This window comes from Gryllotalpicola kribbensis, from assembly GCF_039538245.1.
Lineage (GTDB): Bacteria > Actinomycetota > Actinomycetes > Actinomycetales > Microbacteriaceae > Gryllotalpicola > Gryllotalpicola kribbensis.
This window is the reverse complement of the sequence record NZ_BAABBX010000009.1, coordinates 49,864-69,093: the sequence shown is the minus strand read 5'-3', so window position 1 is coordinate 69,093 and position 19,230 is coordinate 49,864. Positions and strand designations below refer to the sequence as shown.

Genomic DNA, 19,230 nt, shown 5'->3' with positions numbered 1-19,230 from the left:
GTGGTTACCGCCCTCTATCGCCGCTACCGGCCTGAGACCTTTGCCGAGATGATCGGCCAGTCGCAGGTGACCGAGCCGCTGATGACGGCGCTGCGAACGAACCGCGTGAACCACGCCTATCTGTTCTCCGGCCCGCGCGGGTGCGGCAAGACGACGAGCGCGCGCATCCTCGCGCGCTGCCTGAACTGTGCAGAGGGGCCGACCGACACGCCCTGCGGGTCGTGCCCCAGCTGCATCGAGCTGGGCCGCGGCGGCCAGGGCTCGCTCGACGTCGTCGAGATCGACGCGGCGAGCCACAACGGCGTCGACGACGCGCGCGACATCCGCGAGCGGGCGGTGTTCGCCCCCGCGCGCGACCGCTACAAGATCTTCATCCTCGACGAGGCGCACATGGTGACCTCGGCGGGGTTCAACGCGCTGCTCAAGATCGTCGAAGAGCCGCCCGAGCACGTGAAGTTCATCTTCGCTACGACCGAGCCCGAGAAGGTCATCGGCACGATCCGCTCGCGCACGCACCACTACCCCTTCCGGCTGGTGCCCCCGGCGATGATGCTCGACTACGTCCAGAAGCTCACCGACGAAGAGGGCATGAAGGTCGCGCCCGGCGTGCTGCCGCTCGTCGTGCGCGCGGGCGGCGGCTCGCCGCGTGACACGCTCTCGCTGCTCGACCAGCTCATCGCGGGCTCAGAGGGCGACGAGATCGGCTACGAGCGCGCCGTCGCGCTGCTCGGCTACACGCACTCCGCGCTGCTCGACGAGGTCGTCGAGGCCATGGCCGCGAGGGATTCCTCGACCGCATTCTCTGCCGTCGACCGGGTCATTCAGACGGGTCAGGACCCGCGCCGCTTCGTGGAAGACCTGCTCGAGCGCCTGCGCGATCTCATCATCATCGCCGCGGCCGGCCCCGACCGGGCGGCGGCGGTGCTGCGTGGCACCCCCGCCGATGAGCTCGAGCGCATGGGCGCCGAGGCGCGCACCTTCGGCGCGGCCGAGCTGTCGCGCATCGCCGACATCGTGAATGCCGCCCTGACCGAGATGTCGGGCGCCACCTCGCCTCGCCTGCACCTCGAACTGATGATCGCTCGTGCCCTCGTGCCCTCCGCCGACGAGGCCGGCTCGCTGGCGCGCGTCGAGCGCCTCGAGCGTCGCGTCGGCGTGACGGATGCCGCACCGGCACCCGCTTCCGATGGTCAATCAGTGCGGCCTGCCGCCTCCTCCGATGGTCGAGTAGCGCGGCCTGCCGCGCGTATCGAGACCCCTTCCTCGCAAGAGACTCCGGCCTCGCCCGCGCCCACGCCCGCTCCGCCCGCGCCCGCCGCCCCCGCCGCCGCAGGGGGCTGGGCGACGCCCGGGGTCACGGGGGTCGACGAAGAACCTGCCGCTGTCAGTGCCGCGCCGGAAAAAGGGCCCGATACGGCCGCAGAGCGGCCTACTCGGCCGACGGGGCAGCCGGCGCCGCAGCCTGGGGCATCCCCGGTGCCTGCTGCGCCCGCTCAGCCGGGCGCGCCCATCGGCCCGGTCACCCTGCAGCTCGTGAAAGACGCCTGGCCGCAGATCCTCGACGCGGTTAAGGCCGTGAAGATGAACGCGTGGCTCGTCGTCGTGACGGCCACGGTGCGCAAGTACGAGAACGACGTGCTCACGCTGACGTTCCCGAGCGAGAACGACATCGCGAGCTTCCGCCCGCAGCCGGGCGCCACACAGAACGTGAGCGATGTGCTGCGCGAGGCGATCCAGAAGGTGCTCGGCGTGCGCGTCAAGTTCGTCGCGAAGACCGCCACCGACTTCGCGCAGAGCCTCAAGGCCGAGGGATTCGGGGTGACGGCGCCGGCCGCGCCGCCGACCCCCGCAGCATCGCAGCCCGCAGCCCCCGAGGCGGCGGTCGGCTCCGCCCCCGGGGCGCGCGTCGAGGCGCCGTCGGCGAGCACCGCGGCGCCCGCTTCGCGCTCGGCGCAGTCGCCTGCTCCATCCCCGGCGCCCGCACAGCCGCAGGCGTCTGCTCAGGAACGTCCGCACGCCGAGTCGCAGGCGCCGCGGCTCACGGTCGTGTCCAACCCGCCGCAAGACAGCGGCCCGGTCACGACGTGGGCCACCGTGGCGATCCCCGGCGGCGGAGGGGCGGCGACCGCTCCGCAGACGGCCGAGGCGCCCGCCGTGCACGAGCGCCCGAAGCTGCAGGCGGTGCCGCCGCTTCCGAAGGAAGAGGTGCGGGCCGAGGCATCCGCCGTCTCGGCGAGCGTCGACGACGGCTGGTCGCCTGTCGCGCCGGCCGTCGACGACGAGGGGTGGTCGACGGTCGCGCCGTCCGACGACGACGCCCCGAGCTTCGAGGAAGACCCCGATGCGGGGCCCGTCGTGAGCGGCACGACCGCGCCGTCGGCGCCCACGCCGCCCCGTGCGGAAAACGGGCTCGACACGGTCGCAGAGCGAGCTACTCCACCGACGGAGCGCGCCGCGCCGCGCAAGGGCCCGAGCTTCGCCGCGGCGCCCAGTTCGCAGCGCTACGGCGAGGCCGTCGTGCGCGAGATCCTCAACGCGCGGTTCATCGAAGAGCAGCAGCTGCCTGAGAACGGCGGCCGCTGATGTACGAGGGCATCGTCCAAGACCTGATCGACGAGCTCGGCCGCCTGCCCGGCATCGGCCCGAAGTCGGCGCAGCGCATCGCGTTCCACATCCTGCAGACCGAGTCGTTCGACGTGACCAAGCTCGCCGAGACGCTGCTCGCGGTGCGCGACAAGGTGCGCTTCTGCGAGCAGTGCGGCAACGTCTCCGAGCAGGAGCTGTGCTCGATCTGCCGCGACCCGCGCCGCAACCAGTCGCTGATCTGCGTCGTCGAAGAGGCGAAAGACGTCGTCGCGATCGAGCGCACCCGCGAGTTCCGCGGTCTCTACCACGTGCTCGGCGGGGCGATCAGCCCGATCGACGGCGTCGGGCCCGACGACCTACGCATCCGGCAGCTCATGCAGCGCCTCGCCGACGGCACCGTCGAAGAGGTCATCATCGCCACCGACCCCAACCTCGAGGGCGAGGCGACCGCGACCTACCTGAGCCGGCTGCTGAAGACCCTCGAGATCCGGGTGAGCCGCCTCGCCTCCGGCCTTCCGGTCGGCGGCGACCTCGAGTACGCCGACGAGGTCACCCTCGGCCGCGCCTTCGAGGGCCGCCGCGTCGTCGTGGGGTGACCCGGCGCCGTTCCTCAGCCCACGACGGTGAACCGCACCTGATGCGCGGCACAGTACACCCGCCACCACCCGTGATCGACTGCATCACGAGGACCGCGATGAAGATCACCGCGGCGGCGATGACGGGAATCCCGAACCGTACAAAACGCGGCAACTTGGGCGAGTTGGAATCGGGGTGATGTGCCCACCTCATGCGGTGAGCATTGCGCGCGGGCGACCGCGGCGCCAGGAATCCGGCGTCACAGTCGGGTCTCCATTCGGCTTCGCCGAGTCGACCAGCGTGGCGGGCTTCGCCGAGTCGACCAGCGTGGCGGCTAGAGGGCGCTGACGATCTCGGCCGCGAGCCGGTCGCCGACCAGCGGGCCCATCGTGAGGCCCGCGGCGCCGAAGCCGGCGTTGACCCACAGCGGCACAGAGCCGCCGACGTCGAGCCGGCGCACCACGGGCTCCTGCGAGTTCGAGAGCGGAAGGGGGCGCAGCCCGACGCGGGTCTCGATGATCTCGGCATCCGACAGTCCGGGGGCCGCGACCAGTGCGTTGCGCAGCAGTTCCTGCACGCCGAAGGCGGTGACGCGCGTGTCGAACCCGCTGCCGAACTCGCGCGTGGCGCCGGCGACGATGCGGCCGCCGTCGAAGGCGAGCAGGTAGTGCGACGAGCTGACCCGGTGCACGACGGGCCAGCTCGAGGTATCCGCGTCGACCCTGAGGTGCAGGATCTGGCCCTTCTGCGGCTCGACCGGCACCGAGACGCCGAGAGGCGCGAGCACGGAGGACGACCAGGCGCCGCATGCCACGACGACGGCGTCGGCCACGAGGGCCTCGCCGACGCCGACGACCACGCGGAATCCGTCGTCGGTGGGCTCGAGCGTCGCGGCATCCGTCACGACCATGCCGTCCAGCTTGCGCACTGCCGCGAGCAGGCCCGCGCGCAGCAGGCGGCCGTCGACGCGGCCGCCGCCCTCGATCCACACGGCGGAGTGCGTCGGATCGAGCAGCGGGAAGCGGGCGAGGGCCTCGCCCTGGCGGAGCCGCTGCACCGCCCCCATCGCCGGGGCATCCGCGGCGCGGGCCGCAAGACGCTCCTCGACGGCGTCGAGCTCGGCCTCGTCCGCGGAAAGGATCAGGGAGCCGACGCGGCGGTACCCGATGTCGGGCGCACCGTGACCCGTCAGCGCCGAGACGAACGACGGGTAGAACGCCGCACCGTCTGCGTAGAGCTGATAGAAGGCGCCCCCGCGGGACACCGACCAGGGCTGGATGATTCCGGCGCCGGCATCCGTCGCCCGCCCCTCGAGACCCGCATCGACGACCACGACCGACACGCCGCGTCGGGCGAGCCCGAACGCAGTCGCCGCGCCCGCGATACCGGCACCCAGAACCACCACACGCGATGTGCTCATGGCGCCACGCTAACCCCGATGTCACGCGGCGAAACGAGGCTCACCGACCCGGCGAAACACGCCGGAAACCCACCGTAGAATGGGCGGAATCCCTGGAATCACCCAGAGCCCCGAGACACGCAGTAGGAGAGCCCGTGGCGCTGATCGTGCAGAAGTACGGCGGCAGCTCTGTCGCCGACGCCGAGAGCATCAAGCGCGTCGCCAAGCGCATCGTCGAGACGCGCAAGGCCGGCAACGAGGTGGTCGTCGCCGTCAGCGCGATGGGCGACACGACCGACGAGTTGCTCGATCTGGCGCACGAGGTCACGCCCCTGCCCGAGCCGCGCGAGCTCGACATCCTGCTCACGAGCGGCGAACGCATCTCGATGGCCCTGCTCGCCATGGCGATCGGAACGATGGGCTACGACGCCCGCAGCTTCACCGGCTACCAGGCCGGCATGATCACCGACAACCGGTTCGGCGCGGCGCGCATCGTCGACGTCACCCCGAGCCGCATCCGCGAGGCGCTCGACGAGGGCGCGATCGCGATCGTCGCCGGTTTCCAGGGCTTCAACACCGAGACGGGCGACACCACGACGCTCGGCCGCGGCGGCAGCGACACCACGGCCGTCGCGCTCGCGGCAGCGCTCGGCGCGACCGTCTGCGAGATCTACACCGACGTCGACGGCATCTTCACCTCGGACCCCCGCATCGTGCCGCTGGCGAAGAAGATCGACACGATCTCGAGCGAAGAGATGCTCGAGCTCGCGGCAGCCGGTGCGAAGGTGCTGCACATCCGCGCCGTCGAGTACGCGCGGCGTCATGGCGTGACGCTGCACGTGCGCTCCTCGTTCAACAACAGCGAGGGCACCCTGGTCGTCAACGAGACGGCCGCCGAGACCGCCGAGCGCATCCAGCGCGAAATGCAGGAGAACGGAACTGTGGAAGAGCCCATCATCTCCGGTGTCGCCACCGACCTGACCGAGGCCAAGATCACCGTCGTCGGCGTGCCCGACGTGCTCGGCAAGGCCGCGGCCATCTTCGACACCGTCGCGAAGGCCAGCGCCAACGTCGACATGATCGTGCAGAACGTGTCGGCCGCCGCGACCGGCCTCACCGACATCTCGTTCACGCTGCCCAAGGCCGACGGCCAGAAGGTGCTGCAGGCGCTGCGCGCCGAGCAGGGCGTGATCGGATTCCAGTCGCTGCAGTACGACGACCAGATCGGCAAGCTCGCGCTGGTCGGCGCGGGAATGCGCACCAACACCGGCGTCTCCGCCCGGCTGTTCCGCTGCCTCGCCGAGGCCGGAATCAACATCGGCATGATCTCGACCTCCGAGATCCGCATCTCGGTCGTCACCCGCGCCGACGTGCTGGCCGAGGCCGCCCGCGTGGTGCACACCGCTTTCGGCCTCGACGGCTCCGACACCGCCGTCGTCTACGCCGGCACCGGCCGCTGACCGGACTTTTGCGCCCCCGCCCGACGTTCGCACCTACAACGCGGGGCGCAAACGTCGGCCCGGGGCACTGAAACCCGCACGAACCGAATCGAGAAGCACATGAGCACCAACGGATTCCACGTCGCCGTCGTCGGCGCCACCGGCCAGGTCGGCGCGGTGATGCGCCGCCTGCTCGCCGAGCGCGAGTTCCCGATCGCGAGCATTCGCTTCTTCGCTACCGCGCGCTCGGCCGGCACGACCCTCGAGTTCAAGGGCGAGCAGATCGTCGTCGAGGACGTCGAGACGGCCGACCCGTCGGGCATCGACATCGCGCTGTTCTCGGCGGGCGCCACGGGCAGCCGTGCCGCGGCCCCGCGCTTCGCCGCAGCGGGAGCGCTCGTCATCGACAACTCGAGCGCGTGGCGCATGGACCCCGAGGTGCCTCTCGTCGTCTCCGAGGTGAACCCGCATGCGATCGACGAGGCGGTCAAGGGCATCATCGCCAACCCGAACTGCACGACCATGGCGATCATGCCCGTGCTGAAGGTGCTCGACCGCGAGGCCGGGCTCAGCCGCCTCATCGTCTCGACGTACCAGGCGGTGTCCGGGTCGGGGCTGAAGGGCGCCGAGGAGCTCGCCGACCAGGCGCGTGCAGCGCTGGCATCCGATCACCTGCTCGACCTCGTGCATGACGGGGCAGCGGTGACCCTGCCCGAGCCGCAGGTCTACAAGCGGCCGATCGCGTTCGACGTGATCCCGTTCGCGGGCAATCTCGTCGACGACGGGCTGAACGAGACCGACGAAGAGAAGAAGCTGCGCAACGAGAGCCGCAAGATCCTCGAGCTGCCCGAGCTGCTCGTGTCCGGCACCTGCGTGCGCGTTCCGGTGTTCACGGGGCACTCGCTGTCGGTGAACGCCGAGTTCGAGCGGCCGCTCACGCCCGAGCGTGCCACCGAATTGCTGGCGGATGCCCCGGGGGTCGTGCTCGCCGACATCCCGACGCCGCTGCAGGCCGCCGGTCAGGACCCGTCGTTCGTCGGCCGCATCCGCGCCGACGAGGGCGCTCCCGCCGGGCGCGGCCTCGCGTTCTTCGTCTCGAACGACAACCTGCGCAAGGGCGCGGCGCTCAACGCCGTGCAGATCGCCGAGCTCGTCGCGGCCAGGCGCACGGTCGCGGCGTAGGGTCGCGGGTCACGCGGCGCCCTGAAAGTGTCTCGATCTCGAGACAGATAGGATGGGCGGGTGAGCGATAGAGCCCCCGTTGACGTGGTCTTGATCGGTGGCGGCATCATGTCCGCCACGCTCGGAACCTTCCTGAAGCGGGTGAGGCCCGACTGGTCGATCGTGATCGTCGAGCGCCTCGGCGCCGTCGCGGAAGAGAGCTCGAACCCGTGGAACAACGCGGGCACCGGTCACAGCGCGCTGTGCGAGCTCAACTACATGCCGAACCCGGCAGACCCGGCGAAGGCGATCCAGATCAACGAGCAGTTCCAGCAGAGCCGCCAGTTCTGGGCGAAGCTCGTGGAAGAGGGCGTGCTGGGTCAGCCATCCGACTTCATCAATCCCGCGCCCCACATGACGTTCGTGCGCAAGCCGGGGGACATCGACTACCTGCGCCAGCGCCATGAGACGCTGACCAAGCACGTGCTCTTCGAGGAGCTCGAGTACAGCGAGGACCGCGCCGAGGTCATGAAGTGGGCTCCGCTGCTCATGCGCGGGCGCGACAAGAGCGAGAAGTTCGCGGCGACGCGCTCCATCGCGGGCACCGACGTCAACTTCGGCGCGCTGACCAAGAAGCTGATCGACAACCTCGTGGCCGACGGCGCCGAGCTGCGGCTGAACTCCGAGGTGCGGGGCATCAAGAAGCGCTCCGACGGGCTGTGGCGGCTCAAGGTGCGCGAGCTCGTGCGCCAGACCACGGTGCAGCTCGACGCGCGCTTCGTGTTCGTCGGCGCCGGCGGCTGGGCGCTCAAGGTGCTGCAGAGCGCCGGGATCCCCGAGGCCAAGGGCTACGGCACCTTCCCGATCTCCGGCCAGTTCTACAAGACGACGAACCCCGACGTCGTGGCCAAGCACGACGCCAAGGTGTACTCGCAGGCCGAGGCCGGTGCGCCGCCCATGAGCGTGCCGCACCTCGACAAGCGCGTCGTCGACGGCGAGGCGTCGCTGCTGTTCGGCCCCTACGCAGGCGCCGACCCCAAGTTCCTGAAGTACGGCAGCGTGCTCGACCTGCCCGCGGGCCTGCGCGCGTCGAACATCGGGCCGTACCTGCGCGTCGCGCTCGACAACCTCGTGCTGCTCAAGTACCTGATCGGCCAGCTGCTGCTCACCAAGAAGGGCAAGTTCGCCGAACTGAAGAAGTTCATGCCCACGGCCAAGCCCGCCGACTGGGAGCTGATCACCGCGGGCCAGCGCGCCCAGGTGATCAAGAAGGATGCCAAGAAGGGCGGCGTCCTGCAGTTCGGCACCGAGGTGATCGCCCACAAGGACGGCACCATCGTCGGCCTGCTCGGCGCCTCGCCGGGCGCCTCGACCGCGGTGTCGATCATGCTCGATGTGCTCAAGACCTGCTTCCCGACCGAGTACTCGGGGGCGTGGCAGGCGCAGCTGAAGGACCTCATCCCGACGCTCGGCGAGTCCCTCGACAACGACCCCGAGCTCGCGCGCGCGACCATGGAGCGCACGGCCCGGGTGCTCGGCCTGCCCCGCTAGCACTCCCGCTCGCCCAGGAGCGCCGCGTCTCAAAACGCTCGCGATCGCTACGGTGACCTCATGAGGTTCACCGACAAGATCGTCGTCGTGACCGGCGGCTCGCAGGGCATCGGGCGGGCAACGGCCGAGCGGATGCTTGACGAAGGCGGCTCGGTCGCCGTGCTCGACGCGGACCCTGCGCGCGCGCAGTCGTGGGTTTCGGGGCGATCGGATGCTTCGCGCTGCGCCGTCTTCCCCTGCGATCTGCTCGATGCGGCATCCGTCGATGCCGCGGTCGCCGGCGTGCTCGAGCGCTTCGGGCGCATCGACGCGCTCGCGCAGGTCGCGGGCGGCGACACGGCGTCTGCCGATGGACTTGCTGAGGAGCACTGGCTCTCGACCGTCGACCTCAATCTGCACGGGCCGATGCGCGTGATCCGTGCGTGCCGCGCTGCCCTGGTGCAGAGCCGGGGCGCGATCGTGCTCGTCGGCTCGGTGAACGGCGTCGCGGCCTACGGCGAGCCGGCCTACGCCGCGGCCAAGGCGGGGCTGTCGCTGCTCGCTCGGAATCTCGCGGTCGAGCTGGGGCCGCGCGGAGTGCGCATCAACGTGGTCGCGCCGGGCACAGTGCTCACGCGGGTGTGGACCGAGCGTCCGGGCGGCGCCGACCCCGTGGTGAAGATGTATCCGCTCGGGCGGGTCGGGCTGCCCTCCGACATCGCGGCGGCGATCGCGTTCCTGGCCTCGGACGACGCCGCATGGATCACCGGCGTCACGCTGCCGGTCGACGGCGGCTCGCTCGCGGGGCCCCTGCAGCTGCTCGGCGGCCCGATCTGGGGCGAGGACGGGTAGTAGGCGAGTTCTCCACCGGTTATACACATGTTCGAAAATTGCCAACACTCAAATCGAATCTGTGTTCTAATGGATGAATGCGGTGGGAGAACCAAGAGCTCGGGGTCGAGTCCGACGACGCGCTGCCGGGCCTCGCGAAGCTGAACAATCTGGTGCGCACGGTGCGCACGCCGGAGTTCGACGGAATCGTGTTCCACGAGATCCTGGCGAAATCGGCGCTGAACCAGGTGCCAGGCGGCTCGAAGGTAATGCCCTACGCCTGGACGATCAACCCCTACAGGGGCTGTTCCCATGCGTGCAGCTATTGCCTGAGCCCCGAGACGTCGATTCTGATGGCTGACGGCCGGCAGGTGCCGTTGTGGATGGTCAAGGTCGGCGACGAGGTGATCGGAACCCGCACGGTGGGCTCGTACCGGCGCTACGCACGGTCGCGCGTTAGTGCCAAGTGGGACACGCGGAAACGCGCGTACCGCATCACCCTGGCGGACGGCACCGAACTGGTGGCGAGCGGGGACCATCGCTTTCTTACCGAGCGCGGCTGGAAGTACGTGGCCGACGCGCCGGGCAACGGGCAGCGACCGTACCTCACTCGGAGCAACAAGCTGATGGGCTTCGGCGCCGGCATCCGCGAGGCTCCGCGACCGAACGGCGTCTCTCAACTTCGGCTTCTCGGCGGGCTGGCGGCTCGAGACCGCTTCTTCCGCATGACCGAGCCGGCGATCACACGCAAGCTCGCGCTCGAGGGCGCCGCAGTGAAATCTGACGCCGACTTGCGCATCGTGTCGATCGAGGACCTGGGTGAGGTTCAGGACATGATCGACATCACGACCGAGACCGGTGATTTCATCGCCAACGGCGTCGTGAGTCACAACTGCTTTGCCAGGCCGACGCACAAGTACCTCGAGCTCAATGTGGGGCGCGACTTCGACTCGCAGATCATCGTCAAGGTGAACGTCGCCGAAGTGCTGCGGCGGGAACTTGCGCGGCCGAAGTGGCAGCAGAACAGGCATCCGGTCGCGCTCGGAACGAATACCGACCCGTACCAGCGCGCGGAAGGGCGCTACAAGCTGATGCCCGAGATCATTCGGGCGCTGACCGAGGCGCGCACGCCGTTCTCGATCCTGACCAAGGGCACGCTGCTGCGCCGCGATCTGCCGCTGCTGAAGGAAGCGGCTGAGCACGTGCCCGTCGATGTCGCGATGTCGATCGCGATCTACGATGACGAGCTGCAGCAGTCGGTCGAGCCTGGGACCCCACGCGCGAAAGAGCGACTCGCCACGGTCACCGCGGTGCGCAATGCGGGGCTCGACTGCAGCGTCTTCATGATGCCGATCCTGCCGTTCCTGACGGACACAACCGAGCACCTCGACTACGCGCTCGAGCAGGTCAAGGCCTCGGGGGCGACGAGCGTGCTGTACACCGCGCTGCACCTGAAGCCCGGCGTCAAGGAGTGGTTCAACTTCTGGCTCGAGCGCGAGCACCCCGAGCTGCTGGCGAAGTATGCCGAGCTGTACCCAGAAGGGCGCACTTACGCCCCGAAGGAGTACCGGCAGTGGCTCGCCCGCCGCATCAAGCCGCTCATCGCGAAGCACGGCATGGTCCGTGGTCGCGAAGACCTCGTCACCGGTGGTGTCGACTCGTCGGCGCTGGCAAAGAGCGACGCGATCGGCGGCGCAGCGCGGGCGACTCCGCGAGCGGGACGGCCGGGGCGCGGCCGCGCAAGCCGCATCGACGCCGACGGCGAACGCCGCACGCCGCTCGTCTTCTTCGAAGAGACGGATGCCGCGAGCGTCGCCCCCGAGCCGACGCTGTTCTGACGGAGCGCTACACCGCCTCGTAGATGCCGTCGAGCCGAGCGCGGGCGATGACGTGCCCCGCCATGGCCCGCAGGGCATCCTCGAGCGAGAACCCTTCGGTGAGCGACAGCTTCCGGTCGAGCGCGAACAGCTGGAAGACGTAGGCGTGCGGGCCGTGCGAGCGCGGCGGCATCGGGCCGACCCAGCCGAGCTTGCCGAAGGCACCCTTGCCGTAGACGACGTCGGCGACGGGGCTCGGGTTGGCGAGGCCGCCCTCCGCGATCCCTCCGAGTGCCGGGTCGATACCGGCGGCCAGCGCGTGAGTCGCGGGCTTGCCCATCGGAACGTCGGGGTCCTGCACGATCAGCACGAGCTCGGCCGCCTCGGCCGGCGGCTCGGTCCAGGCGATCGCGGGCGACGGAGTCGCGCCGAACATCTTGCCCTTGAACCGCTCGGGGATCGCTTCATTGTGCTCGAAGGCGGGGCTTGTGAGCGCGAATCCCTCAGGAGCGCTGAGCTCTGGGCGCGCCCAGACGAGGGTGTGGTGACCGGCACGGCGGCCGCGCAGAGCGCGGCCGAGGGGATTAGCGGGCATGAGCCAAGTCTGCCCGGTCCCTTACGGGCACACCTCAGACGCCGCGCCCATACGATGAAGGGATGGCGAAGCTTTACTTCCGCTATGGGGCGATGAACAGCGGCAAGAGCACCGCGCTGCTTCAGGCGGCGTTCAACTACGAGGAACGCGGCCACAACGTCCTGATCGCGAAGCCGGCGCTCGACACCAAGGGCGACGACCAGATCGTCAGCAGGCTCGGTCTCACGCGCGAGGTCGACTTCACCGTCGATGCGACCGACGACATCTACCTGCGCTTCCAGCAGCACCGCAGTCGCACCCTGGGCGGCAGCGGGCGGGACGTGAGCGCGCTCCTCATCGACGAGGCGCAGTTCTTCACCGAGGCGCAGGTCGACGATCTGCTGCGCATCGCGCTGCTCGAAGACGTCCCGGTGCTCGCCTACGGCATCCGCACCGACTTCCAGACGGTGGCCTTCCCGGGTAGCCGCCGCCTGCTCGAGATCGCGCACTCGGTCGAAGAGCTCAAGACCATCTGCCGCTGCGGCCGGAAGGCGATCTTCAACGCGCGCGTCGTGGGCGGCGAGTACGTCTTCGACGGGGCGCAGGTCGCGATCGATGAGGGCGCGGGGGAGGGCGCGCCGCAGGCATCCGTCACCTACGAATCGCTGTGCGGGCTCTGCTACCTGCAGGAATCGCACGGCACCCTCAACAACGGCCGCCGCCATTGGCCGGGCGGCGCGGCGCCGGCATACGCCGACGCGCCCGACGCCGACTTCATGTGAGCGCATCGGGCGGGGTGCAGGGGCAGGGGCGAGGGATGCCCGTTCGGACTGCCCCGTTGTGGGGGCACTACTGAGCGCAAAACCCCTGAACTGGGCGCATTTTCAGTATTGACCCGTTCGCACGGCTTTGACTGAATAGACCGAGCGGTACACCTGCTGCCTTCCCCGCTCGTCAGCCCGAGGAGTCCCATGCCGTTCAAGCCCCATGTCGAGGTCTATCTCGGCCGCGACGGCCAGCGCATCGAAGTCTCGTGCACGTGCCCCATCGGCCGTGACCACGACTACTCGCGCTGGGTCGAGCTCGTCGGCGGCGAGCGCTACAAGGGCATCGAAGAGGCCGCGGGCTGAACGCCGCGGTGAGTCGGCTGACGGCGGGATGAGGGCGACGTGTCGGAGCGTTCAGAGCCCGCCCGCGTGGCGTCGCTGATCTATCTCGCGCTCGCCGAGCAGCGCCATGACGATGCGATCGAGCTGGCCGAGACCAACTGGCCCGTGCTGATCAGCCACGACGTGGCTGCGCTGCGCGCGGTGGCCGACCGGCTGTCGCCCGCCGAGCTCGCCGAGCGGCCGGCGTGGGACCGCATCCGCCGCTATCTCGGCTTCCTCATGATCGAGTCCCCGCTGCGGCCCACCGCCTACGTCGAGCCGGTGCTGCCGCACCCGCCGCGCTCGCTCGCCGACACCCTGCTCACGCTCACCACCCGCGGCATCGCGGCGCGCACGGCCGGGCGCTTCTGCGAGGCGGTGCGCCTGGCGCGCAGCGCGCTCGAGCGGCTCGACGAGGCGTGCGACGCCGAGCGCGACGCGGTGCAGCACCGGCTCGCCGACGGCTACCTGCAGTGGGGGCTCTCGTTCGAGTTCGCCGCGCTCGAGACCGAGGCGATCGGTGCGTTCGAGCGCGCCTACGAGCTCGGCATCGCATTCGAGAACCTGAGGGCCGCGACGGATGCCGCGGGCGAGCTCTCCTGGGCGCACGCCGTCGCCGGCCGAGGCGGCGATGCCGATGCGTGGGGCGAGCGGGCACGCCGGCTCGCGGAGTCCGCCCGCTCGTCGGCGACGTGGCGCCGCACCGACATCCTCGCCGCCGCCGTCCGCCTCGCCGACCGGCTGCGACCCGATGCGGCGCTCGAGCTGCTGGCGACACGGCCGGACGGGGCGGTCGACGAGCACCGCCTGCCGGCCCTCGCGCAGTCGGTGAGCTTCCGGCTCACGGCGGGTCGCGCGAGTCCCACTCTGCTGCTCTCCGAACTGCGCCGTGCTGAGACCGTGGATGCCCCGCTGTTCGCCGAGTCGGGCCAGAACCTCGTCTCGTTCCGCTACATCGCCGCGCTCGTGCACCTGGCGGCGCACCGACCTGACCGCGCCGTCGAGCTGCTCGCCGCGCTCGACCAGGAGCGGGGCGGCGCCTGGGCGCTCGGTGTGCGGGCGGCGGCGCAGCTCGCCGTCGGCGCCGATCCTGAGGCGCGGCGCGACGCGGAGCTCGTCGTCGCCCGCTCCGAGCACCGGCCTCGTCAGCTGGTTCCGGCCCTCCTGGTGAAAGCGGTGCTCGCGCGGCAAGCAGGCGCGTCGGGCGCCGCGCTCGATGCGTTCGCGGATGCCTGCGCGCTCGCCGTCGAGCACGGGCTGCTGTCGTCGCTCGTCGTCATCCCGCACGCAGAGTTCCTCGACCTCTTCCGCCTCGCCGGCGACCGGCTCGACGACCCGCAGCTCGCCGATCTCGCCCGCATGCCGCTCGTGTTCGCGCCGCCGCGGCGCACCGCCGTGAAGCTCTCACCGCGCGAGCTCGAGGTGCTGCGCGAGCTGGCCGGCGGTGGCGCGCTGAGCAGTGTCGCAGCCCGGCTGCACCTGTCGGTCAACACGCTCAAGGTGCACAACCACGCGATCTACAAGAAGCTCGGCGTGGACGGCCGCGACCCCGCCGTCGCCGTCGCGCTCGAGCGCGGTCTCATCTGAGGCCCGCACGCCGACGGCCACTCAGGCGCGGGCGGTGGCGGCTGCCATGCACAGGGCTGCGTGGCGCGCGCGGGTTCGACGCGCGCGCCGGCTGCCCTGCCCGCCATCGTGCTGCCTGAGTGGCCGTGGGGGGACGGTGGGTGCCAGGGGGGAGTTCAAGGGGCCGGCACCCGTGGGGGCTGTTCGCCTCATCGGCGCAACCGACGAGGTTTTCGTTCGTGTTGGGGTTGGAGCTCGCCCCGCGTGCACGCGGGTCATCGGGTGGCCCACGTGCTGCACCTGTGCCTTCGGGTGACTCAGGTGATGCGCTCCGGCCGTTCGGGCGGCTCGAGCGCTGCGTGACTACTGAAAGTCTCTCAGCAGTAGAACGATCGGTCTGCCGCGTGGCGGTGAAATAGTCCCGGGGCTAATACTCGCCGGGCCGGAGTGTGCCCCGCTTGCGTGGCCGCGAAGCCGGGCGGATGCCCGAACCCGGCCATTCGGACGTAGAGTCGAATCGATATGACTCTGAAGCTCGGGTACAAGGCATCCGCAGAGCAGTTCGGCGCGCGCGAACTGGTCGAACTCACCGTCGCGGCCGAAGCGCACGGCATGGAGAGCGCGTTCATCTCCGACCACTTCCAGCCCTGGCGGCACGAGGGCGGCCACGCGCCGTTCGCGCTCACGTGGCTCGCCGCCGCGGGGGAGCGCACGCACGACATCGTGCTCGGCACGAGCGTCATGACGCCGCACTACCGCTACAACCCGGCCGTCATTGCGCAGGCGTTCGGCTCGCTCGGCGTGCTGTACCCCGGGCGCATCGTGCTCGGCGTCGGCACGGGCGAGGCGCTCAACGAGGTCGCCACCGGCTGGCAGGGCGCGGGCAACCAGGGCTGGCCCGATTTCAAGGAGCGGTTCGCGCGGCTGCGCGAGTCGGTGCGCCTGATCCGCGCGCTCTGGAAGGACGAGCGCGTCACGTTCGAGGGCGACTACTACTCGACGCATGACGCGTCGATCTACGACAAGCCCGAGACGCCGATCCCGGTGTACATCGCGGCGGGCGGCCCGACGGTGGCGAAGTACGCGGGACGCGCGGGCGACGGCTTCATCTGCACGTCCGGCAAGGGCATGGGGCTGTATGTCGACGAGCTGATCCCCGCCGTCGAAGAGGGCGCCGCGGCGGGCGGCCGCCAGGCATCCGACATCGATCACATGATCGAGATCAAGCTGAGCTACGACCGCGACCCCGAGCAGGCGCTCGAGAACACGCGGTTCTGGTCGCCGCTGTCGCTCAGCAAGGAGCAGAAGCACGACATCACCGACCCGCTCGAGATGGAGAAGGCGGCCGACGCGCTGCCCATCGAGCAGATCGCGAAGCGCTGGATCGTCGGCAGCGACCCCGAGCAGACCGTGGCCGAGATCAAGCAGTACGTCGACGCGGGCTTCACACACCTCGTCTTCCACGCCCCCGGTCAGGACCAGCGGCGCTTCCTCAGCCAGTTCGAAGAGGACCTGGCGCCGCTGCTGCGCGCGCTGTAGGGGTGCGGCGGCGCCGCGCCGCACCCGCGATCACCAGGGCCAGGTGATGAGGGCTGCGAGGCCGTTGAACACCGCGTGGCCGATGATCGCGGGGCCGAGACGCCTCGTGCGCTGCACCGCGTATCCCGCGATGAGCCCGTAGACGAGCATCGTCGCGATCAGGGCGACCGACCAGCCGTCGGCGATCGTGTGCACCAGCGCGAACGCGACGGATGTGACGATGAGCGCGGGCCACGGGCGGATGCCGCGCTCGAGCGAGCCCTGCAGCAGCCCGCGGAAGAACGGCTCCTCGATGAGCGGCGCGATGACGACGGGCGCGACCACGGTCGTGAAGACGTAGATGCCGGTGACATCGCCGACCATGAGGCCCGGCCCGGGCATCCGCCCCGTCATCGCGTACTGCACGAGGATGCCGGCGGCGCGCGCGAGGACGCCCACGATGACACCGAGGTAGACGTCGGCAGTGCGGAAGCGCAGCGACGGCCGCCAGAAGCGGAAGGTCGCAGCGAGCGCGATCACGAGCGGGCCCCACGTGACGAGGTAGCTCGCGGCGACTGCTGCGGGGTAGGTCAGGTGCCCCCGCCAGGACGGGAACGACAGGGCGAGTGCGACCGCCACGGCGAGCGCGCCGACGGCGACGAGCAGCGCGCGAAGCGACCGGTCGGGGGCCTTCGTCATGGCGACCACGCTAGGGCAACCCCTTGTCAGCATGCGACAGAACTGTGCACCATGGTCTGCACGGCCCCTGTTCGGGGTACGACAACTGCTCTTCCGACCAAAGGCAGGTTCGTGGAACTACACGACTACATCCGAGTGCTCCGCAAAGGCTGGCTCATCATCGCCGTCTTCGTCGTCGTGGGGGTGGGCGTCGCGGCGCTCTTCTCCACACTGAAGGCGCCGAGCTACACCGCTGATTCGAAGGTCTTCGTGAACACGCAAGTGGGCGGGAACGCGTCAGACCTCGTGCAGGGGCAGGCGTACTCGCAGGATCGGATCACGTCGTATGCCGGCCTGGTGAACACCCCCGCCGTGCTGCAGCCCGTCATCGTCGACCTGCACCTGAACGCCACCCCCGCCTCGCTGGCGCGCCAGATCTCGGCCTCGGCGCCGGCGAACACGACGCTGCTGCAGATCGAGGCGACCGATCAGGACCCGAAGATGGCGGCGAACCTCGCCAATGCGACGGCCGAGAGCTTGAGCACCGTCGTGCAGTCGCTCGAGACGACCGACGCCGACAACAACGTGTCGCCCGTGAAGCTCAGCCGTGTGCAGGACGCCGTCGTGCCGCTCAAGCCGAGCAGCCCCAACGTGACGCTCAATGTCCTGCTCGGCCTGCTCATCGGCCTCGCGCTCGGTGTCGCCGTGGCCGTCCTGCGCGAGACCCTCGACACCCGCGTGCGCACCGAGCACGACGTCGAGTCGATCAGCGCCGCGCCGATCGTGGGCGGCATCACCTTCGACCCGAAGGCGGCCGTGCGGCCGCTCATCGTGGCCGAGGACCCCTATTCGAACCGCGCCGAGGCCTTCCGCACCCTGCGCACCAACCTGCAGTTCCTCAACATCGGCGACGATGTCGAGCGCGTCGTCGACGAGGGCGACGGGTCGACGCGCCCCGGCCGCAGCTTCGTCGTGACGAGCTCTCTCGCCCAGGAGGGCAAGAGCACCACGACGGCGAACCTCGGCCTCGCGCTCGCGAGCACCTCGAGCAACATCCTCGTCGTCGACGCCGACCTGCGCCGCCCGAAGCTCGCCGGCTATCTCGGCCTCGAGGGCGCCGTGGGCCTCACCGACGTGCTGCTCGGCCGGGTCGACGTCGGCGACGTCGTGCAGCGCTGGGGGAAGACGAACCTCTACGTGCTGCCCGCCGGCCGCATCCCCCCGAACCCCAGCGAGCTGCTCGGCAGCGCGCGCATGAAGAAGCTCATCTCGGTGCTCGAGGAGCAGTTCGACTACGTCCTCTACGACGCCCCGCCGCTGCTGCCCGTGACCGACGCCGCGGTGCTCAGCAAGAGCACGACCGGCTCCCTCGTGATCGTCGCCTCGGGCCGCACGCACAAGAACCAGCTGAAGTCCGCGGTCGCGGCCATCGAGCAGGTGGGCAGCCGCGTGGGCGGCATCGTCATGACGATGGTTCCGACCAAGGGCCCAGACGCCTACGCCTACGGGCGCTACGGCTACGGCTACTACGGCGAGGAGCAGGGCGACGACCGCAAGAAGAAGCGCTCGCGTTCTCGCGCCAAGAAGGCCGAGGCGGCCGGGCACACCGCGAGCGCATGAGCGACGAGGCGCCCGCGGTCCTGCCGTTCCGCGTGCTCGCCGTGTGCTCGGGGAACGTGTGCCGCTCGCCGCTTCTCGAGCTGCTGCTGCGCCGTGCGCTCGGCGCCCGCGCCGACCTCGAGGTCGGCAGCGCGGGCACCATCGCCCGCCCCGGCATGCGCATGACGCGCGAGATGGTGCGGGTCGCGGCGCGCGCAGGTGTGGCCGAGACGGATGCCCGCGCGCATGCCGCCCGCCGCCTGGACGAGCACACGGTCGCGTCAGCCGGGCTGATTCTCGGCCTGACGCGCGAGCACAGGGCGGCGGCGGTCGAGCTGCACCCTGCGGCTCTGCGACGGGCCTTCACGCTGAGCGAGTTCGCGCGCCTCGCCACAGACGCGGCGGCCGAGACGCCGGCCCCGGGCGGCGCGCCCGACGAGCCGCGGCGCACCGCCGCCGAGCTGGTCGCCGAGCTCGCCGCGCGCCGTGGCGGCGCCCCGCCCGTCGCCCCCGAGCGCGACGACATCCGCGACCCCATCGGGCTGCCGCAGGAGGTCTACGACGAGGTCGGCGCCGAGATCGAGGGCGCCGCGCGAGTGGTGGCCGGGGCGCTGCTCGCGACCCGGGCGGGTGCGCCGCAGGCATCCGTTCTCACCCCGCAGAAGCGGGGACCCGCGCTGTCGTTCACGTTCCCGCGGCTGTGATCGGTGGGTCTCGCAACTTAAACCTGCGCGTAACCCGGCCCCATGGAACTGACTCAGCTTCTGTCATAGGCTTGTGCCCCACAAGGGGGGCGCTTCCGGGCACT

16 protein-coding genes are annotated in these 19,230 nt (G+C 70.4%); 13 read left to right on the top strand and 3 right to left on the bottom strand.

Translation table 11 applies throughout. From position 1 onward, the window contains the following. On the top strand, nucleotides 1–2,583 hold the full coding sequence (locus ABD716_RS06140) for a DNA polymerase III subunit gamma and tau (protein WP_344774892.1): 2,583 nt from the start codon (nucleotides 1–3) through the stop codon (nucleotides 2,581–2,583). Next, complete coding sequence (gene recR / locus ABD716_RS06135; RefSeq protein ID WP_344774890.1) at nucleotides 2,583–3,182, top strand: recombination mediator RecR; 600 nt, start codon at nucleotides 2,583–2,585, stop codon at nucleotides 3,180–3,182. The genes ABD716_RS06140 and recR overlap by 1 nt, the downstream gene beginning before the upstream one ends. 314 nt (nucleotides 3,183–3,496) lie before the next feature. Here recR and ABD716_RS06130 read toward each other — a convergent pair whose 3' ends face one another. Next, nucleotides 3,497–4,582, bottom strand: a complete 1,086-nt coding sequence (locus ABD716_RS06130) for an NAD(P)/FAD-dependent oxidoreductase (protein WP_344774888.1) — start codon at nucleotides 4,580–4,582, stop codon at nucleotides 3,497–3,499. A 134-nt stretch (nucleotides 4,583–4,716) separates the two neighbouring features. On the opposite strand from ABD716_RS06130, the gene ABD716_RS06125 reads away from it, so the two are divergent. The 5 genes from ABD716_RS06125 to ABD716_RS06105 all read left to right on the top strand — a co-directional run bounded on the left by ABD716_RS06125 (nucleotide 4,717) and on the right by ABD716_RS06105 (nucleotide 11,360). After that, a complete protein-coding gene (locus ABD716_RS06125; protein ID WP_344774886.1) occupies nucleotides 4,717–6,021 on the top strand; it encodes an aspartate kinase in 1,305 nt (434 codons plus the stop codon). A 99-nt stretch (nucleotides 6,022–6,120) separates the two neighbouring features. Continuing rightward, the gene (locus ABD716_RS06120) at nucleotides 6,121–7,182 is read left to right on the top strand and encodes an aspartate-semialdehyde dehydrogenase (RefSeq protein WP_344774884.1); all 1,062 of its coding nucleotides are present in this window, start codon (nucleotides 6,121–6,123) and stop codon (nucleotides 7,180–7,182) included. A 60-nt stretch (nucleotides 7,183–7,242) separates the two neighbouring features. Beyond that, nucleotides 7,243–8,712, top strand: a complete 1,470-nt coding sequence (mqo, locus tag ABD716_RS06115; protein WP_344774882.1) for a malate dehydrogenase (quinone) — start codon at nucleotides 7,243–7,245, stop codon at nucleotides 8,710–8,712. A 60-nt stretch (nucleotides 8,713–8,772) separates the two neighbouring features. Continuing rightward, the gene (locus ABD716_RS06110; protein WP_344774880.1) at nucleotides 8,773–9,543 is read left to right on the top strand and encodes an SDR family NAD(P)-dependent oxidoreductase; all 771 of its coding nucleotides are present in this window, start codon (nucleotides 8,773–8,775) and stop codon (nucleotides 9,541–9,543) included. A 77-nt stretch (nucleotides 9,544–9,620) separates the two neighbouring features. Next, on the top strand, nucleotides 9,621–11,360 hold the full coding sequence (locus ABD716_RS06105; protein ID WP_344774878.1) for an Rv2578c family radical SAM protein: 1,740 nt from the start codon (nucleotides 9,621–9,623) through the stop codon (nucleotides 11,358–11,360). 7 nt (nucleotides 11,361–11,367) lie between these two features. Here ABD716_RS06105 and ABD716_RS06100 read toward each other — a convergent pair whose 3' ends face one another. Continuing rightward, nucleotides 11,368–11,934 carry a YbhB/YbcL family Raf kinase inhibitor-like protein gene (locus ABD716_RS06100; RefSeq protein ID WP_344774876.1) on the bottom strand — a complete coding sequence of 189 codons (567 nt, stop codon included), beginning with the start codon at nucleotides 11,932–11,934 and terminating at the stop codon, nucleotides 11,368–11,370. 62 nt (nucleotides 11,935–11,996) lie between these two features. On the opposite strand from ABD716_RS06100, the gene ABD716_RS06095 reads away from it, so the two are divergent. The 4 genes from ABD716_RS06095 to fgd all read left to right on the top strand — a co-directional run bounded on the left by ABD716_RS06095 (nucleotide 11,997) and on the right by fgd (nucleotide 16,166). Continuing rightward, entirely contained in the window at nucleotides 11,997–12,695 is a 699-nt protein-coding gene (locus ABD716_RS06095) for a thymidine kinase (RefSeq protein ID WP_344774874.1), read from the top strand. A gap of 189 nt (nucleotides 12,696–12,884) precedes the next feature. After that, nucleotides 12,885–13,043, top strand: coding sequence for a hypothetical protein (locus ABD716_RS06090; RefSeq protein ID WP_344774872.1), 159 nt, complete (start codon nucleotides 12,885–12,887; stop codon nucleotides 13,041–13,043). A 39-nt stretch (nucleotides 13,044–13,082) separates the two neighbouring features. Continuing rightward, a complete protein-coding gene (locus ABD716_RS06085; RefSeq protein WP_344774870.1) occupies nucleotides 13,083–14,648 on the top strand; it encodes a LuxR C-terminal-related transcriptional regulator in 1,566 nt (521 codons plus the stop codon). Between the two features lie 501 nt (nucleotides 14,649–15,149). Next, the gene (gene fgd, locus ABD716_RS06080) at nucleotides 15,150–16,166 is read left to right on the top strand and encodes a glucose-6-phosphate dehydrogenase (coenzyme-F420) (RefSeq protein WP_344774868.1); all 1,017 of its coding nucleotides are present in this window, start codon (nucleotides 15,150–15,152) and stop codon (nucleotides 16,164–16,166) included. 30 nt (nucleotides 16,167–16,196) lie between these two features. On the opposite strand, the gene ABD716_RS06075 is transcribed toward fgd, so the two are convergent. After that, a complete protein-coding gene (locus ABD716_RS06075; RefSeq protein ID WP_344774866.1) occupies nucleotides 16,197–16,844 on the bottom strand; it encodes a CPBP family intramembrane glutamic endopeptidase in 648 nt (215 codons plus the stop codon). Between the two features lie 111 nt (nucleotides 16,845–16,955). Between ABD716_RS06075 and ABD716_RS06070 the strand changes: the two genes are divergently transcribed. Both ABD716_RS06070 and ABD716_RS06065 read left to right on the top strand, forming a co-directional pair. Continuing rightward, nucleotides 16,956–18,443 carry a tyrosine-protein kinase domain-containing protein gene (locus ABD716_RS06070; protein ID WP_344774864.1) on the top strand — a complete coding sequence of 496 codons (1,488 nt, stop codon included), beginning with the start codon at nucleotides 16,956–16,958 and terminating at the stop codon, nucleotides 18,441–18,443. Beyond that, nucleotides 18,440–19,126, top strand: a complete 687-nt coding sequence (locus ABD716_RS06065) for an arsenate reductase/protein-tyrosine-phosphatase family protein (protein ID WP_344774862.1) — start codon at nucleotides 18,440–18,442, stop codon at nucleotides 19,124–19,126. The genes ABD716_RS06070 and ABD716_RS06065 overlap by 4 nt, the downstream gene beginning before the upstream one ends. Nucleotides 19,127–19,230 lie beyond the last annotated feature (104 nt).

Coding starts and splice junctions, on each gene's coding strand:
- recR (WP_344774890.1), top strand. CDS start 2,583: ATGTACGAGGGCATCGTCCAAGACCTGATCGACGAGCTCGGCCGCCTG.
- ABD716_RS06130 (WP_344774888.1), bottom strand. CDS start 4,582: ATGAGCACATCGCGTGTGGTGGTTCTGGGTGCCGGTATCGCGGGCGCG.
- ABD716_RS06120 (WP_344774884.1), top strand. CDS start 6,121: ATGAGCACCAACGGATTCCACGTCGCCGTCGTCGGCGCCACCGGCCAG.
- ABD716_RS06110 (WP_344774880.1), top strand. CDS start 8,773: ATGAGGTTCACCGACAAGATCGTCGTCGTGACCGGCGGCTCGCAGGGC.
- ABD716_RS06105 (WP_344774878.1), top strand. CDS start 9,621: ATGCGGTGGGAGAACCAAGAGCTCGGGGTCGAGTCCGACGACGCGCTG.
- ABD716_RS06100 (WP_344774876.1), bottom strand. CDS start 11,934: ATGCCCGCTAATCCCCTCGGCCGCGCTCTGCGCGGCCGCCGTGCCGGT.
- ABD716_RS06095 (WP_344774874.1), top strand. CDS start 11,997: ATGGCGAAGCTTTACTTCCGCTATGGGGCGATGAACAGCGGCAAGAGC.
- ABD716_RS06090 (WP_344774872.1), top strand. CDS start 12,885: ATGCCGTTCAAGCCCCATGTCGAGGTCTATCTCGGCCGCGACGGCCAG.
- fgd (WP_344774868.1), top strand. CDS start 15,150: ATGACTCTGAAGCTCGGGTACAAGGCATCCGCAGAGCAGTTCGGCGCG.
- ABD716_RS06075 (WP_344774866.1), bottom strand. CDS start 16,844: ATGACGAAGGCCCCCGACCGGTCGCTTCGCGCGCTGCTCGTCGCCGTC.
- ABD716_RS06065 (WP_344774862.1), top strand. CDS start 18,440: ATGAGCGACGAGGCGCCCGCGGTCCTGCCGTTCCGCGTGCTCGCCGTG.